Here is a 14,066-nt window from a genome sequence, read left to right on the forward strand (position 1 = left end):
CTTCAGTGGTTGCGTCCTCCGTGGATCCACGGCCACCGCCGCGCAGGCGCGCGCCGAAGCGGCCGTACGTCCCGAAGGTCTCCCGCGCGCCCGAGCGGCCGTAGGCGCCGAAGCGGCCGTACGACCGTGCCGGGCCCTTCCCGGAGGCGGGGCGGAGGTCCCGGGGGCGTAGGACGAGGGCCACCGCGAGGGAGGCGATCACCGGGACGAGGGCGAGGAGGGTCAGCGCGGCCGGGAGGGGGAGGGGTTGCTCCGAGGCGAGGAACTCCGCCGCCGCTCCGTCGAAGGGCATGCCCGTGAGGTCGCCGCGGAGGTGGAGGAAGAAGAGCAGGGCCAGCATGGAGCCGAGGGTGCAGGCCAGCGCCGTCGTGGTCGCCGAGATCGCCATCAGGCGGCCCGGGCCGAGGCCGATCGCGGAGAGGCCGGGGCGGGGTTTCGTCGCCGGGTCGGTGCGGGCGACGGCGACCGCGAAGTACACGGTGGCGGCCATCGGGGTCGCGCACCAGGCGAGGCGGAGGGCCGCGGCGGCGGGGGAGTCGGGGTGGCCCATCGCGTAGCCGAGGGTGCAGAGGAGGAGGAAGCCCGTGCCCGCCGAGGCCACCGCGACCAGCAGGCGGCGCAGTTGGACGGCGGGGTGCGAGCCGCGGGTCAGACGGAGAGCGAGCACGCGGCCCGGCCTTCCGTCTCGGTGACCGGGGGAAGGTGAACCGTGTTCACACGGCGTCCGTCGAGCAGCGACACCGTGCGGTCCGCCAGGGCCGCGGTCTCCGCCTCGTGGGTCGCGAGGACGACCGTGATGCCGTGCGAGCGGGCGGCCGTCGTGAGCGTACGCAGGACCTGGGCGCGGTCCGCGCGGTACAGCGGGGCCGTCGGCTCGTCGGCGAACAGGACTGTCGGCGCCGGGGCCAGCGCGCGGGCGATCGACACGCGCTGGCGTTCGGCCTGGCGCAGTTCGTGCGGGCGTTTGCGGGCGTGGTCGCCGATGTCGAGGCGGTCCAGCCACTCCAGGGCGGCGGTCTTGGCGCGCCGGCGGCTGGTGCCGCGCAGCATCAGGGGGAGGGCCGCGTTCTCCCAGACGTTCAGCTCCGGGACGAGGACGGGCGCCGGGTCGATCCAGCCGAAGCGGTCGCGGCGCAGCCGTTCCCGGGTGAGCGGGCCCATGGTGTGCACGGGCACGCTGTTGAACCAGACCTCGCCGCGGCCGGGTCGCTCCAGACCGGAGAGGCAGCGCAGCAGGGTCGTCTTGCCGCTGCCGCGCGGGCCCATGACGGCGAGGATCTCGCCCTCCCGGACACCGAGCGAGACGCCGGTGATCGCGGGCGTGCCGTCGTTGTGCTGGAAGTGCAGGGCACGTGCCCAGAGCACGTCGTTGTCCGGCGGGGCCACCATGCGCGTACACCTCGTTCTGATCCGTTTTCCGTACCGCGTCCCCCTTGCGGGGGAACGAGGACGGGGCCGATCGGTTACCAGGCACGCTAAGGACGATGGGGGCGCGACCCCGGACAGCACACGGCCCGGGGTGCGCCCTTCTCACTCGCATGGGTGCACCCCGGGCCGTATAAACCGCTGAATCGCCGAAGGCTAGAGCTTCGTCCAGGCCTCCGTGAGGACCTGGCGGACGATGCCCTCGATCTCGTCGAAGGTCGACTGGTCGGAGATCAGCGGCGGCGACAGCTGGATGACCGGGTCACCGCGGTCGTCGGCGCGGCAGTAGAGGCCGTACTCGAAGAGCTTCTTGGAGACGAAGCCGTAGAGCACGCGCTCCGACTCCTCGTCCGTGAAGGTCTCCTTGGTGGCCTTGTCCTTGACCAGCTCGATGCCGTAGAAGAAGCCGTTGCCGCGGACGTCGCCGACGATCGGGAGGTCGTGCAGCTTCTGGAGGGTCTGGAGGAAGTTGGCCTCGTTGTCGAGGACGTGCTGGTTGAGGCCCTCGCGCTCGAAGATGTCGAGGTTGGCGAGGCCGACCGCGGCGGAGACCGGGTGGCCGCCGAAGGTGTAGCCGTGCAGGAAGGTGTTGTCGCCCTTGTAGAACGGCTCGGCCAGGCGGTCGGAGATGATGCAGGCGCCGATCGGGGAGTAGCCCGAGGTCATGCCCTTGGCGCAGGTGATCATGTCCGGGACGTAGCCGAACTTGTCGCAGCCGAACATCGTGCCCAGGCGGCCGAAGGCGCAGATGACCTCGTCGGAGACCAGGAGCACGTCGTACTGGTCGCAGATCTCGCGCACCCGCTGGAAGTAGCCGGGCGGCGGCGGGAAGCAGCCGCCGGCGTTCTGCACCGGCTCCAGGAAGACCGCGGCGACGGTCTCCGGGCCCTCGAAGAGGATCTCCTGCTCGATCTGGTCGGCGGCCCAGCGGCCGTAGGCCTCCGGGTCGTCGCCGAACAGCGGGGCGCGGTAGATGTTGGTGTTCGGAACCTTGTGCGCGCCCGGGACCAGCGGCTCGAACGGGGCCTTCAGCGCCGGGAGTCCGGTGATGGACAGGGCGCCCTGCGGGGTGCCGTGGTAGGCGACCGCGCGGGAGATGACCTTGTACTTGGTGTGCTTGCCCTGAAGCTTGAAGTACTGCTTGGCGAGCTTCCAGGCGGTCTCCACGGCCTCGCCGCCGCCGGTGGTGAAGAAGACCTTGTTCAGGTCGCCCGGCGCGTAGTGGGCGAGACGCTCCGCGAGTTCTACGGCCTTCGGGTGGGCGTACGACCAGATGGGGAAGAACGCCAGCTCCTGCGCCTGCTTGGCGGCGGTCTCGGCCAGCTCGGCGCGGCCGTGACCGGCCTGGACCACGAACAGACCCGCGAGACCGTCGAGGTAGCGCTTGCCCTTGTCGTCGTAGATGTAGGTGCCCTCGCCACGGACGATCGTGGGAACGGGCGCGTTCTCGTACGAGGACATGCGGGTGAAGTGCATCCACAGGTGGTCGTACGCGGTGCGGCTGAGGTCCTTGCTCACGGTTATCGGGTTCCCCACATGTAGGTCTGCTTCTTGAGCTTCAGATAAACGAAGCTCTCGGTGGAGCGCACGCCGGGGAGAGCCCGGATGCGTTTGTTGATGACGTCCAGCAGGTGGTCGTCGTCCTCGCAGACGATCTCGGCGAGGAGGTCGTACGAGCCCGCGGTCATCACCACGTACTCCACTTCCTGCATGGCCGTCAGCGCGTCCGCCACGTTCTCGGCGTCGCCCTCGACGTTGACACCGACCATCGCCTGTCTGCGGAAGCCCACGGTGAGCGGGTCCGTGACGGCGACGATCTGCATGACGCCCTGGTCGAGCAGCTTCTGGACGCGCTGGCGCACGGCCGCCTCGGACAGGCCCACGGCCTTGCCGATGGCGGCGTACGGCCGGCGGCCGTCCTCCTGGAGCTGCTCGATGATGGCGAGGGAGACGGAATCCAGGTGAGGAGTCCCGTTCCTGGACTCGCGGGAGTCCCTAGGTTCTGCGCTGCGACTGGCCACGGCTTCACTGTGCACGAGGTCTCGACCGTTCCGCAAGGCCGCTTCGATGAAATTCGTTGTTTACGTGGTCGAGACTTGCGGATTTCGTAGCCTTGGCGCGATCAGGGGTGTTGAAAACGTGGGCTGGGCGATTAGGGTGGGTGTCTCAGTGATTGGACACCTGACCTTGGAGGGCCGGCAGTGAGCACCGAACTGCGTCGTCTGCGCAACTACATCGACGGTGAGTTCCGGGACGCCGCCGACGGACGGACCACCGAGGTGGTCAACCCGGCGACAGGGGAGGCGTACGCGACCGCGCCGCTGTCCGGAGCGGCGGACGTGGACGCCGCGATGGCGGCCGCCGCCGCTGCCTTCCCGGCCTGGCGGGACGAGACCCCGGCCAAGCGGCAGAAGTTCCTGCTGGACATCGCCAGCGCGTTCGAGGAGCGCGCGGAGGAGCTGATCGCGGCCGAGGTGGAGAACACCGGCAAGCCGATCGGGCTCACCCGCTCCGAAGAGATCCCGCCGATGGTCGACCAGATCCGCTTCTTCGCGGGCGCCGCCCGGATGCTCGAGGGTCGCTCGGCCGGCGAGTACATGGAGGGCATGACCTCCATCATCCGGCGCGAGCCGATCGGCGTCTGCGCGCAGGTCGCGCCGTGGAACTACCCGATGATGATGGCGGTTTGGAAGTTCGCCCCTGCGCTGGCCGCGGGTAACACGGTCGTCCTGAAGCCCTCGGACACCACCCCCGCCTCCACCGTCCTGATCGCGGAGATCATCGGCTCGATCGTGCCCAAGGGCGTCTTCAACGTCGTGTGCGGCGACCGCGATACCGGCCGCGCGATGGTCGAGCACCACACGCCGGCGATGGCCTCCATCACCGGTTCGGTGCGCGCCGGCATGTCCGTTGCCGAGTCCGCGTCCAAGGACCTCAAGCGGGTCCACCTGGAGCTGGGCGGCAAGGCCCCCGTCGTGGTCTTCGAGGACACCGACATCGCCAAGGCCGTCGAGGACATCTCGGTCGCGGGATTCTTCAACGCGGGGCAGGACTGTACGGCGGCGACGCGCGTGCTGGTCCAGGAGGGCATCCACGACGAGTTCGTGGCGGCGCTCGCGAAGGCGGCCGCCGAGACGAAGACCGGACAGCCGGACGACGAGGACGTGCTCTACGGCCCCCTCAACAACGCCAACCAGCTCAAGCAGGTGACCGGCTTCATCGAGCGGCTGCCCGCGCACGCGAAGGTGGAGTCCGGCGGTCACCGGGTCGGTGAGGTCGGCTACTTCTACGCCCCGACCGTCGTCTCGGGTCTGAAGCAGGACGACGAGATCATCCAGAACGAGGTCTTCGGGCCGGTCATCACCGTCCAGTCCTTCACGGACGAGGCCCAGGCCATCGAGTGGGCCAACGGCGTCGACTACGCGCTCGCGTCCTCGGTGTGGACCAAGGACCACGGGCGCGCGATGCGGCTGTCGAAGTCGCTGGACTTCGGCTGCGTGTGGATCAACACCCACATCCCGCTGGTCGCGGAGATGCCGCACGGCGGCTTCAAGAAGTCGGGCTACGGCAAGGATCTGTCGGGCTACGGCTTCGAGGACTACACGCGGATCAAGCACGTGATGACGTCCTTGGACGCGTAGGCGTTAGCTGTTCTGTTAGCTGCTCTGGAGGAACAACTGCGCGGCCCCGGACGGGAGTTGACCGTCCGGGGCCGCGCTGATTCCTGGGGTACCGCGCTCATTTCGTGTGAACGGGCGGTTACTTCACAGGCAACCGATCGACAAGGTGTCGGGTCCGTACGAAGCCGCTCGACGCAGCGTCCATTGATCGGGCACGGGTCGGCGGGTCATGCTGCGCGGGTGCCCAAGACTCCGAAGTCGTACTCGCCCTCCCGTCGCTCCTTGCTGCGCGCGCTCGGCGGTACCGCCGCGCTCGGCGCGCTCGCCGGGTGCGGTGTGCCCGCCGCGTATGTGAAGGCCGGGGACCGTGCCGGTGCCGATCTGTCCGCCAAGGACAGGAGTCTGACGTGGGCGAACTGGCCGTTGTACATCGACACCGATGACGACGACGAGACGAAGCGGCCCACGCTGGACGCGTTCGAGAAGAAGACCGGGATCTCCGTCGACTACATCGAGGAGATCAACGACAACGACGAGTTCTTCGGCAAGATCAGCCCGGCGCTCATGAACCACCAGCAGACCGGCCGCGACCTGATCGTCATGAGCGACTGGATGTGCGCGCGGTTCGTCCGGCTCGGCTGGGTCCAGCGGATGGACCGGGCCGCGCAGCCCAACGTGGCGAAGTACCTTGACCCGCAGCTCAGTTCGCCCGCCTTCGACCCGGGCCGCCGGTACTCGGTGCCGTGGCAGTCGGGCATCACCGGCATCGCGTACAACCGCCGCAAGCTCGGCCGCGAGATCCGCCATGTCTCCGAGCTGTGGGCGAGCGACCTGAAGGGCCGGGTCACGCTGCTCTCCGGTCTGGACGAGGCGTTCGCGCTGCTGATGCAGGGCAACGGCGTCGACATCACCAAGTGGACCGCCGCCGACTTCTACAAGGTGTGCGACCAGGTACAGACCCAGATCAGCCGGAACCAGATCCGCCGCTTCACCGGCAACGACTACACCAAGGACCTGGTCAGCGGCGACGTCCTCGCCTGTCAGGCCTACTCCGGTGACGTGATCCAGCTCCAGGCCGACAACCCGGACATCCGCTTCGTCGTCCCCGAGGAGGGCGCCGAACTCTGGGCGGACTCCCTGATGATCCCCGACCTGGCCCGCCACAAGACGAACGCCGAAAAGCTGATCGACTACTACTACGACCCCGAGGTCGCCGCGGAACTCGCCGCCTGGGTCAACTACGTCTGCCCCGTCCCGGCGGCGCAGGACGTCCTCGCGTCCTCCAAGGACAAGGACACCGCGGAGCTGGCCGAGAACCCGCTGATCTTCCCGGACGCCACGATGCGCAAGCACCTCGCCATCGCGCGGGACATCACGTCGACGGAGCGGGTGGAGTTCGCGAAGGAGTGGAACAAGATCGTGGGGTTGTAGGGGGGTGTGTAGGAGGGGCCTTTTGCCATCAGTGTGCGGTCGGTTCACAGGCTGCCCGGGCGGACCAGGCCTGTTCTCTTGACCCCGCTCAGGATGGGGGTGACCTCCAGCGTGGTGACGTGGGGGAGCGCGCCGATCGTGTCGCTCAGGAAGTGGTAGAGCGCGTTGAGGTCGGCGGCGGCGACGGCCACGAGGAGGTTGGCCGCGCCGGTGGTGGCCGAGGCGAAGCGGACCTGGGGGTGGCGGCTGAGTTCGCGGCCCGTCTCCTCCAGGCCGCCGGGGGCGACCGTGATCCACAGCAGTGCCTCGGTGCGGATGCCCAGGCGGGCGAGATCGACCTCGGTCGCGAGTCTGACCACCTGGTTGCCGACCAGCGTCTCCAGCCGGCGGCGGGCGGTGAGCGCGGTGGTGTCGGCGCGGCGGGCGAGGTCGGCGTAGGAGGCTCGGCCGTCCTCGACCAGGGTCGTGATCAGGGCGTGGTCGAGGGGTTGGAGGGACGGGCGGGCCGCCGCCGCGGTGGTGGCCGGGGCGGGCAACTCAGGCCTGAGGCTGGTCAGTTCGGCCTCCGTCAGCAGTCCGCCGCTCCAGTCGAAGGCTGCCGGGAAGACCCGTAGGAGGATGTGCGAGGTCCACGACTGGACCGCGGGGGTGGCAGGAAGGTCGCGCAGGAGCAGGGAGTCGCGGGCGTCCGGGCCGTCCAGGAACAGGATCGTGCAGATCTCGTCGCCGCCGCCGAGGATGTCCACCCAGATGGTGTCGGGGCGGCGGGCCAGGGTGGCGGCGATGGCGCTGATCTGGTTCGGCCGGCAGCGGATGCGCAGGGCCAGCGGGATCAGGTCGGGGAACCACACCGGGTTGCGTACGGCGGTGGCGCGCAGCGTCCTGTCGTGGAACAGCGGTCCCGCGCGACGTACCACCGTGCGCTCCGAGATGCCCAGGACGTGGCCGACCGTGCGCCACGAGGCCCGCGGGGAGGCCAGCATCGCGGCGGCGATCCGACTGTCCGTCTCGCTCAAGGGCTGGCTTGCTTTCGACATGTCGACCCGGTCCTCTGTCCTTCTTTCACGCTTCTGCTTCCTCATTCTGGCTCGGATCGATGCTCACCGCTAGAAACGGTTCGGAGCAGCCGATGGAGAGAGGGTGAGTGCGATGGTGGGTGTCGCGGAGACGGATCGCGGTCGGGTCAGGGGTGTCGCGCGGGGTGAGGTGGTCTCCTTCCGGGGGATTCCCTATGCCGCTTCGCCTGTCGGGGAGTTGCGGTTCGCGCCGCCCCGGCCGCATTCGGGGTGGACCGGGGTGCGGGAGGCGACGCAGGCCGGGCCGGCTGTTCCGCAGGGGGCCTCCCGGCTGGAACGGGTGATGGGGGCCCGCGTGCCGGACTGGGACGAGGACGGCAGTCTGACCGTCAACGTCCATGCTCCGGCAGGGGCGTTCGAGGGCGGTGCGGCCCGGCCGGTCCTGGTGTGGTGGCACGGGGGCGGCTTCACCAGTGGCTCCGGCGGCTGGGACTGGTACGACGGCGGGCGGCTGGCCGCGCTCGGCGACATCGTGGTGGTCACTGCCAACTACCGGGTGGGGCCCCTGGGTTACCTGTATCTGCCGGAGATCGGCGCCGCCAACCTCGGTGCCCAGGACCAGGCCGCCCTGCTGGCCTGGGTGCGGGACAACATCGCCTCCTTCGGCGGTGATCCGCGCGAGGTGACGGTCGGCGGGCAGTCGGCCGGAGCGTATTCGGCACTGGCGCTGGCGCTCGATCCGCGGACCTCGGGACTCGTGAACCGGGTGCTGCTGGAGAGCGGCCCGTTCGGGCTGGCGCCGCAGGACCCGCAGCACGCGGCCGAGAACGCAGAAGCGTATCTACGGCTGCTCGGCGTGCCGGGCGGAGGAGCGGATGCGGCAACTGCTCTGCGCGCGCTGCCCGTTGAGCAGTTGCTGTCCGCCTACGGCCGGCTCGCGGGGCAGCTCGCGCGTCCGGGCAACGCCGCTCCGCCCATGTACCCGGTGCTCGGCGGACCCGGCTTTCCCCGCGATCTGCACCAGGGGCTCGCGGGCGGCGGGCTGGAGGGCAAGCCGCTGCTGATCGGTACCGCCCGGGACGAGGCGACCGCCTTCACCGCCTTCGACCCGCGCATTCAGAACCTCACCCCTGATGGCGCGTTGGACCTGCTGACCGGCCAACTGGGCGGACAGGCCCACGAGTTCTACCAGCGGTACGCCGCCCGGTTCGAAGAGCCCACCGCCGCGCGGGTGTTCACCGCCATGCAGACCGACGGGCTGTTCCGGGAGGGCTCGTCGCGGATCGCCGACCATCACGCCGCGGGTGGCAACGCGACCTACGTGTACGAGTTCGACTACCGGCCGGCTGAGGACCCGTACGGCCTGGGTGCCACCCACTGCGGTGAACTGCCCTTCCTTTTCGGCACGTTCGACGCCTATCCGGACAGTCCGATGCTGGGTCGGGCCACCGATGCCGTACGGGAGCTGGGGCGCACCTTCGCGAGCGCGGTCGCCGGGTTCGTCGCGAGTGGGTCGGTGCGTGACTGGTTGCCGTACACGCCCGGGACGGCCGCACGCATCCGGCACTTCGGCTGAGGCAGGAGCCTGGCTCAGTCCACTTTGTTGTGACTGGACCTGTCCTCGCCGTGCGGGCTCCCGTAGGGATGGATCTGCTTCCGCCGCAGCCGCTCGAGAGGGACTTGATGACCATGCCGCGTACCCGCCCGTTCGTGCAGGTCGACGTGTTCTCCACGATCCCCTATTCCGGCAATCCGGTCGCGGTCGTCCTGGACGGGACCGGCCTCGGCGACGAGGAGATGCAGCGGCTGGCGCGTTGGACGAACCTGTCCGAGACGACGTTCCTGTTGCCGCCCACCGTCCCGGAGGCGGACTACCGGGTGCGGATCTTCACTCCGCAGGGGGAGCTGCCGTTCGCCGGGCACCCCACGCTCGGCTCGGCGCGTGCCTGGCTGGACGGTGGCGGCACGCCGCGGGACGCCGAACGCGTCGTGCAGGAGTGCGCCGTAGGACTGGTCGCCGTGCGGCGCGGGGAGGGCACGCTGGCGTTCGCCGCTCCGCCCCGGGTGCGTGAGGGTGCGCTCGATGAGGATCAACTGCTGCGGATCGTGGGCGCGTTCGGGATCTCGCGCGACCGGGTCGTGGCGCATCAGTGGGTCGACAACGGCCCCGGGTGGGCCGTGGTGCAGCTGCCCACGGCCGAGGAGGTTCTCGCCCTCGAACCCGATCTCTCCCGCATCCCGGAGGCGATGGTCGGCGCGATCGGGGCCTATCCGGACGGGTCCCCGCACCGCTTCGAGATGCGTACCTTCGCCCCCGGCGCCGGTGTGCCCGAGGACCCGGCGTGCGGCAGCATGAACGCCGGCGTCGGTCAGTGGCTCACCTCCACCGGCGCCGCGCCCTCCTCCTACCGGGTCTCCCAGGGCACGCGACTGGGACGTGCGGCGAGCATCGAGATCACCGCCGATGCGGACGGCGCCGTGTGGGTCAGCGGTGCCGCCGTCGTCTGCATCCGGGGCACGATCACCGTCTGACCGCCTCCGTCATGCGGAGTCGGCGTGGGTGTCGGCGGTGAGGGTCTTCATCGTGACATAGCTGGTCACCGTGGCCACGGCGGGCAGGGTGGCCAACTGGTTGGCGTGGAAGTCCTCGTAGGCGGGGAGGTCGGCCACCTCGACCTGGAGGAGGTAGTCGAAGTTGCCGGTGATGTGGTGGCAGGCGACCACCTCGGGCAGTTGGACGACCCCGCGTTCGAAGGCGACCACGTCCGCGCGGGTGTGCCGCATCAGCCGTACGCCCGCGAAGACCCGCAGGCTGCGGCCGATCGCGGCGGGGTCGATCATCGCGCGGTAGCCGCGGATAATCCCGGACTCCTCCAGCTGGCGCACGCGCCGCAGACAGGGGGACGGGGAGAGCCCGACCCGGGCAGCGAGCTCGTTGTTGCTGATACGGCCGTGCGTTTCGAGTACGGCCAGGATCGACCGGTCCACGTCATCCATGGGGAAGATTATTGCGCCCAGGGCTCGGCTATCACAATTCTGCGCCTGCCTTGCGCGCAATTTGCTGCCAAAATTGCCGAGATCCGGTCACATCGGGCTGCCGGTCGGTCACGCTTCATGGAGTCACACCTCATGGAGTCAGACAGACGGTCCAGGTCCACGGAAGGGCAGCCATGCCGGGCAAGAGCACCATCACCGTTCACGCCGATCGCGCGGTCCATCCCAGCCGTGCCGTGGCCCCGCCCATCTACCAGACGGCGGCGTTCTCGGCCGAGGACGCGGAGACGTTCGCGCAGGGTGCCGTGGAGTCGCGGGGCAAGGACTTCTACACCCGGTTCGGCAACCCGAACCACGCCCAAGTCGCCGCCGTGGTGGCCGAGTTGGAGAACACCGAGGCGGCCATGGTCACCGCGTCCGGGATGGCCGCGCTCACCACGGCCGTGCTGGCGCTGGTGTCCGCCGGTGACCATGTCATCGGGCAGCGGTCCACCTACGGGGGTACGGCTTCGGTGCTGCTGAACCTGCTGCCGCGGTTCGGTGTGACGACCACGCTGGTGGACCAGACCGACCCGGAGGCGTTCGCGAGGGCGCTGACCCCGCGGACCCGGCTGATCCTGGTGGAGACCCCGAGCAACCCGTTGCTTCAGATCACCGACCTGCGCGCCGTAGCCGAACTGGCCCGCGCGCACGATGTGTTGACCATGGCGGACAACACCTTCGCCACCCCGCTGAACCAGCGGCCGGTGGACTTCGGCATCGATCTGGTCTGGCACAGCGCGACCAAGTATCTGAACGGTCACTCGGACGTCTCCGCGGGAGTGCTCGCCGGGCCGGCCGAGATCCTCGACCGGATATGGGACGTCGGGCTCCTCACCGGCGCCACGCTCGGCCCGATCGACGCGTGGCTGCTGCTGCGCGGCATGCGCACCCTGCCGCTGCGGGTGCCGCGGCACAACGCCAACGGCCTTGCCCTCGCTGAGGCGTTGAGCTCGCATCCGGCGGTGACGAAGGTGCACTATCCCGGGCTTGCGACGCACCCGCAGCACAAGGTGGCCGTGGACCAGATGAGTGGTTTCGGCGGGGTGCTCGGTATCGAGTTCGCCGGTGGATTCGAGATGGCCGACGCCTTTCTCGGCCGGCTGCGTTACCCGCGCCGATCGGCCAGCCTCGGTGGCGTGGAGTCGCTGGCCGTGCATCCGGCGTCCATGTGGCGCGGGATGCTCAGCGACCAACAGCTCGCGGAATCGGTCCCGTTGGGGCTGGTCCGGCTGGCGGCCGGGACTGAGGACACGGCGGACCTGGTCGCGGACGCGATCGACGCGGCCGACGCGGTGCTGACCGAAGCAGCGACCACTTGAGCGACCGACCGTTCCCGTACGGCTTCTCCGCGAGTTGAACGACGGCGCGGCCATCGGCGTCGGCGCCCATCTCCCCGAGCCGGAGCTCGGCCGCGTCCTCACCGGCCGGGGCCGCCGCTGGTTCACCCGACCGTGCGGCCAGACCTCCAACACCCCCCACCAGTAAGGAGTTCCTCCGATGAAGACCCTGCTCACCGGCGGCACCGTGGTCAGCATGGACCCGGCTGTCGGCGATCTCGAACGCGGTGACGTGTTGATCGAGGACGGTGTGATCGTCGAGGTGGCCGAGGGTGTCGACGCGCGGGACGCCGAGGTGATCGACGCGACCGACCGCATCGTCATGCCCGGGTTCGTCGACAACCACCGTCACAGCTGGCAGACCGCGTTCCGAGGCGTCGGTGCGGACTGGACGTTCCCCGAGTGGGCGCTGGCCATGCACCGCACGGTCAAACCCCACTACCGGCCCGAGGACGTCTACGCCGGCACCCTGCTCGGCCGCCTGGAGGCACTGCACTCGGGCGTGACCACGATGCTCGACTGGTACCACGTCGCGCAGACCCCCGCGCACGAGGACGCCGCCGTCGCCGCGCTGCGGGACGCGCCGGGACGGTCGATCTTCTGTCTCGGCGCAGGCTGGGGCACCCCCGACTCCGTCGACGCCGACATCCGCCGCGTCCGCGCCGACCTGCCCGGCGACGGCCTCGTCACCATGGCGTTCGGTCTGCGCGGACCCGACGACACCGGCATGGACACCGTCGCCCGCGAGCTGAAGCTGGCGGCCGAACTCGGCCTGCGCACCAGCCTGCACATCGAAGCGAGCGGGACTGTGGCCGACCTGCGCGAGCACGGTCTGCTCCAGGACACCACCACGTTCGTGCACGCCAACGGGATCAGCGACGAAGAGCTACGGATGCTCGCCGACGCGGGCGCCTCGCTGTCGATCAGCCCGGACGTCGAGCTGAAGATGGGGTTCGGATCGCCGGTCACCGGCCGGGCGTTGGCCGCCGGGCTGCGTCCGACGCTGTCCATCGACGACGTCCCGTCGGTCGGCGGTGACATGTTCTCCACGATGCGTACGGCCTTCGCCGTGCAGCGCGGCCTGGACGGCGGCCTGCGCTCCCGCGACCTGCTGGAGTTCGCCACCGTCGACGCCGCCCGGTCGTGCGGGCTCGACACCCGCACCGGCAGCGTCACGCCCGGCAAGGACGCCGACCTCGTCCTGCTGCGCACCGACGACCTGACGGTGTTCCCGGTCACCGACCCGGCCGGCACCGTCGTCAGCGCCGGCCATCCCGGCCTGGTGGACACCGTGCTCGTCGCCGGTCGCGTGGTCAAACGGGACGGTGCGCTGGTGGGCGTAGACCTGTCGGCTCTGCGGGCCCGGCTGCTCGCCTCACGCGACCGGATCGCGGCGGCGGCCGGTGTTCCGCTCGACGGCACGTGGCGTCCGCGGCCGGAAGCGGCGTAGGAGCAATTGGCCGTACCCGTCGGCCTGTTGGGTTGTTCTGTTACTCCGGCTGTGCTGTCACGCCGGTTGTTCTGTTACGCCGGCGACGGCTCGGCCGGCAGGGAGTGGGTGAAGGCGCGGGCGCGTCGGGTGATCTCGGGCCAGTCTCCGGCGGCGACGACGGCGGGCGGTACGACCTCCGAACCGGCGCACACCGCGCGTGCCCCGGCCGTGAGGAAACTGGCCGCGTTGTCCGCGTTGACGCCGCCCGACGCGACCAGCGGTACGTCCGGGAAGGGGCCGGCCAGGTCCCGGAAGTGCCGGGGGCCGAAGGCACGCGCGGGGAAGATCTTCACCGCGTCCACGCCGAGGTCGAGTGCCATGCCGACCTCCGTCGGGGACAGGGCGCCCATGACGACCGGCACCCCGGCCGCCGCCGCCACCTCCGCGACGCCGGGGCGGCAGCCGGGGGTGACGAGGTACTGGGCCCCCGCCTCGATCAGCTCCTTGGCCTGATCCGCCGTCATCACCGTGCCCGCGCCGACGCCGTCCTGCCCGTCGGCCACCGCGCGGCGCAGCTGCGCCGCGAGTGAGGGGGTGGTGCGGGTGAACTCGATCCAGCGGATGCCGCCCGCCCGCAACGCCTCGCACAGCGCCACTGAGTCGGGGATCTCCGGGGCGCGGACCACGGCGATCACGCGGTCCTTCGACAGCCGGGTGAGGAAGTCGGTGGTCATGGGCGGAGCGCTCCTTCGGTCGGTGGAGGGGGTGA

The 14,066-nt window shown here is 70.1% G+C and carries 13 protein-coding genes and 1 pseudogene; 7 read left to right on the forward strand and 7 right to left on the reverse strand.

Going from position 1 to position 14,066, the window contains the following annotated elements:
- The 4 genes and pseudogenes from ACNFOC_RS09735 to ACNFOC_RS09750 form a co-directional block, all read right to left on the reverse strand.
- Positions 1-667 (reverse strand): annotated as a pseudogene (locus tag ACNFOC_RS09735) (hypothetical protein); the annotation flags it as partial.
- Positions 649-1,389 carry an ABC transporter ATP-binding protein gene (locus ACNFOC_RS09740; protein WP_416958684.1) on the reverse strand — a complete coding sequence of 247 codons (741 nt, stop codon included), beginning with the start codon at positions 1,387-1,389 and terminating at the stop codon, positions 649-651. The gene ACNFOC_RS09740 and the pseudogene ACNFOC_RS09735, both read right to left, overlap by 19 nt.
- Before the next feature lie 192 nt (positions 1,390-1,581).
- Positions 1,582-2,961 carry an aspartate aminotransferase family protein gene (locus ACNFOC_RS09745; RefSeq protein WP_363096779.1) on the reverse strand — a complete coding sequence of 460 codons (1,380 nt, stop codon included), beginning with the start codon at positions 2,959-2,961 and terminating at the stop codon, positions 1,582-1,584.
- Entirely contained in the window at positions 2,946-3,461 is a 516-nt protein-coding gene (locus tag ACNFOC_RS09750) for an Lrp/AsnC family transcriptional regulator (protein ID WP_329258436.1), read from the reverse strand. The genes ACNFOC_RS09745 and ACNFOC_RS09750 overlap by 16 nt, the downstream gene beginning before the upstream one ends.
- Positions 3,462-3,626: 165 nt before the next feature.
- On the opposite strand from ACNFOC_RS09750, the gene ACNFOC_RS09755 reads away from it, so the two are divergent.
- Positions 3,627-5,066, forward strand: a complete 1,440-nt coding sequence (locus ACNFOC_RS09755) for a gamma-aminobutyraldehyde dehydrogenase (protein ID WP_416958685.1) — start codon at positions 3,627-3,629, stop codon at positions 5,064-5,066.
- Between the two features lie 219 nt (positions 5,067-5,285).
- On the forward strand, positions 5,286-6,476 hold the full coding sequence (locus tag ACNFOC_RS09760; protein WP_416958686.1) for an extracellular solute-binding protein: 1,191 nt from the start codon (positions 5,286-5,288) through the stop codon (positions 6,474-6,476).
- A 44-nt stretch (positions 6,477-6,520) separates the two neighbouring features.
- On the opposite strand, the gene ACNFOC_RS09765 is transcribed toward ACNFOC_RS09760, so the two are convergent.
- Positions 6,521-7,513 carry an Lrp/AsnC ligand binding domain-containing protein gene (locus ACNFOC_RS09765; RefSeq protein ID WP_416958687.1) on the reverse strand — a complete coding sequence of 331 codons (993 nt, stop codon included), beginning with the start codon at positions 7,511-7,513 and terminating at the stop codon, positions 6,521-6,523.
- Positions 7,514-7,625: 112 nt separating this feature from the next.
- Between ACNFOC_RS09765 and ACNFOC_RS09770 the strand changes: the two genes are divergently transcribed.
- Positions 7,626-9,068 carry a carboxylesterase/lipase family protein gene (locus tag ACNFOC_RS09770; protein ID WP_416958716.1) on the forward strand — a complete coding sequence of 481 codons (1,443 nt, stop codon included), beginning with the start codon at positions 7,626-7,628 and terminating at the stop codon, positions 9,066-9,068.
- A 113-nt stretch (positions 9,069-9,181) separates the two neighbouring features.
- Entirely contained in the window at positions 9,182-10,024 is an 843-nt protein-coding gene (locus ACNFOC_RS09775; protein WP_416958688.1) for a PhzF family protein, read from the forward strand.
- A 9-nt stretch (positions 10,025-10,033) separates the two neighbouring features.
- Here the strand turns inward: ACNFOC_RS09775 and ACNFOC_RS09780 are convergent, their stop codons facing one another.
- On the reverse strand, positions 10,034-10,489 hold the full coding sequence (locus tag ACNFOC_RS09780; RefSeq protein WP_416958689.1) for an Lrp/AsnC family transcriptional regulator: 456 nt from the start codon (positions 10,487-10,489) through the stop codon (positions 10,034-10,036).
- Between the two features lie 173 nt (positions 10,490-10,662).
- Between ACNFOC_RS09780 and ACNFOC_RS09785 the strand changes: the two genes are divergently transcribed.
- The 3 genes from ACNFOC_RS09785 to ACNFOC_RS09795 are packed head-to-tail and all read left to right on the forward strand — an operon-like array spanning position 10,663 to position 13,315.
- Positions 10,663-11,847, forward strand: coding sequence for a trans-sulfuration enzyme family protein (locus tag ACNFOC_RS09785; RefSeq protein WP_416958690.1), 1,185 nt, complete (start codon positions 10,663-10,665; stop codon positions 11,845-11,847).
- Between the two features lie 34 nt (positions 11,848-11,881).
- Positions 11,882-12,013 carry a hypothetical protein gene (locus tag ACNFOC_RS09790; protein WP_416958691.1) on the forward strand — a complete coding sequence of 44 codons (132 nt, stop codon included), beginning with the start codon at positions 11,882-11,884 and terminating at the stop codon, positions 12,011-12,013.
- 12 nt (positions 12,014-12,025) lie between these two features.
- Positions 12,026-13,315 carry an amidohydrolase family protein gene (locus ACNFOC_RS09795; protein WP_416958692.1) on the forward strand — a complete coding sequence of 430 codons (1,290 nt, stop codon included), beginning with the start codon at positions 12,026-12,028 and terminating at the stop codon, positions 13,313-13,315.
- A 74-nt stretch (positions 13,316-13,389) separates the two neighbouring features.
- Here ACNFOC_RS09795 and ACNFOC_RS09800 read toward each other — a convergent pair whose 3' ends face one another.
- Complete coding sequence (locus tag ACNFOC_RS09800; protein WP_416958693.1) at positions 13,390-14,031, reverse strand: bifunctional 4-hydroxy-2-oxoglutarate aldolase/2-dehydro-3-deoxy-phosphogluconate aldolase; 642 nt, start codon at positions 14,029-14,031, stop codon at positions 13,390-13,392.
- Between the last annotated feature and the right edge of the window lie 35 nt (positions 14,032-14,066).

The sequence above is a fragment of the Streptomyces colwelliae genome (assembly GCF_048158785.1).
GTDB lineage: Bacteria > Actinomycetota > Actinomycetes > Streptomycetales > Streptomycetaceae > Streptomyces.

Coding starts and splice junctions, on each gene's coding strand:
- ACNFOC_RS09800 (WP_416958693.1), bottom strand. CDS start 14,031: ATGACCACCGACTTCCTCACCCGGCTGTCGAAGGACCGCGTGATCGCC.
- ACNFOC_RS09765 (WP_416958687.1), bottom strand. CDS start 7,513: ATGTCGAAAGCAAGCCAGCCCTTGAGCGAGACGGACAGTCGGATCGCC.
- ACNFOC_RS09775 (WP_416958688.1), top strand. CDS start 9,182: ATGCCGCGTACCCGCCCGTTCGTGCAGGTCGACGTGTTCTCCACGATC.
- ACNFOC_RS09795 (WP_416958692.1), top strand. CDS start 12,026: ATGAAGACCCTGCTCACCGGCGGCACCGTGGTCAGCATGGACCCGGCT.
- ACNFOC_RS09740 (WP_416958684.1), bottom strand. CDS start 1,389: ATGGTGGCCCCGCCGGACAACGACGTGCTCTGGGCACGTGCCCTGCAC.
- ACNFOC_RS09780 (WP_416958689.1), bottom strand. CDS start 10,489: ATGGATGACGTGGACCGGTCGATCCTGGCCGTACTCGAAACGCACGGC.
- ACNFOC_RS09770 (WP_416958716.1), top strand. CDS start 7,626: ATGGTGGGTGTCGCGGAGACGGATCGCGGTCGGGTCAGGGGTGTCGCG.
- ACNFOC_RS09785 (WP_416958690.1), top strand. CDS start 10,663: ATGCCGGGCAAGAGCACCATCACCGTTCACGCCGATCGCGCGGTCCAT.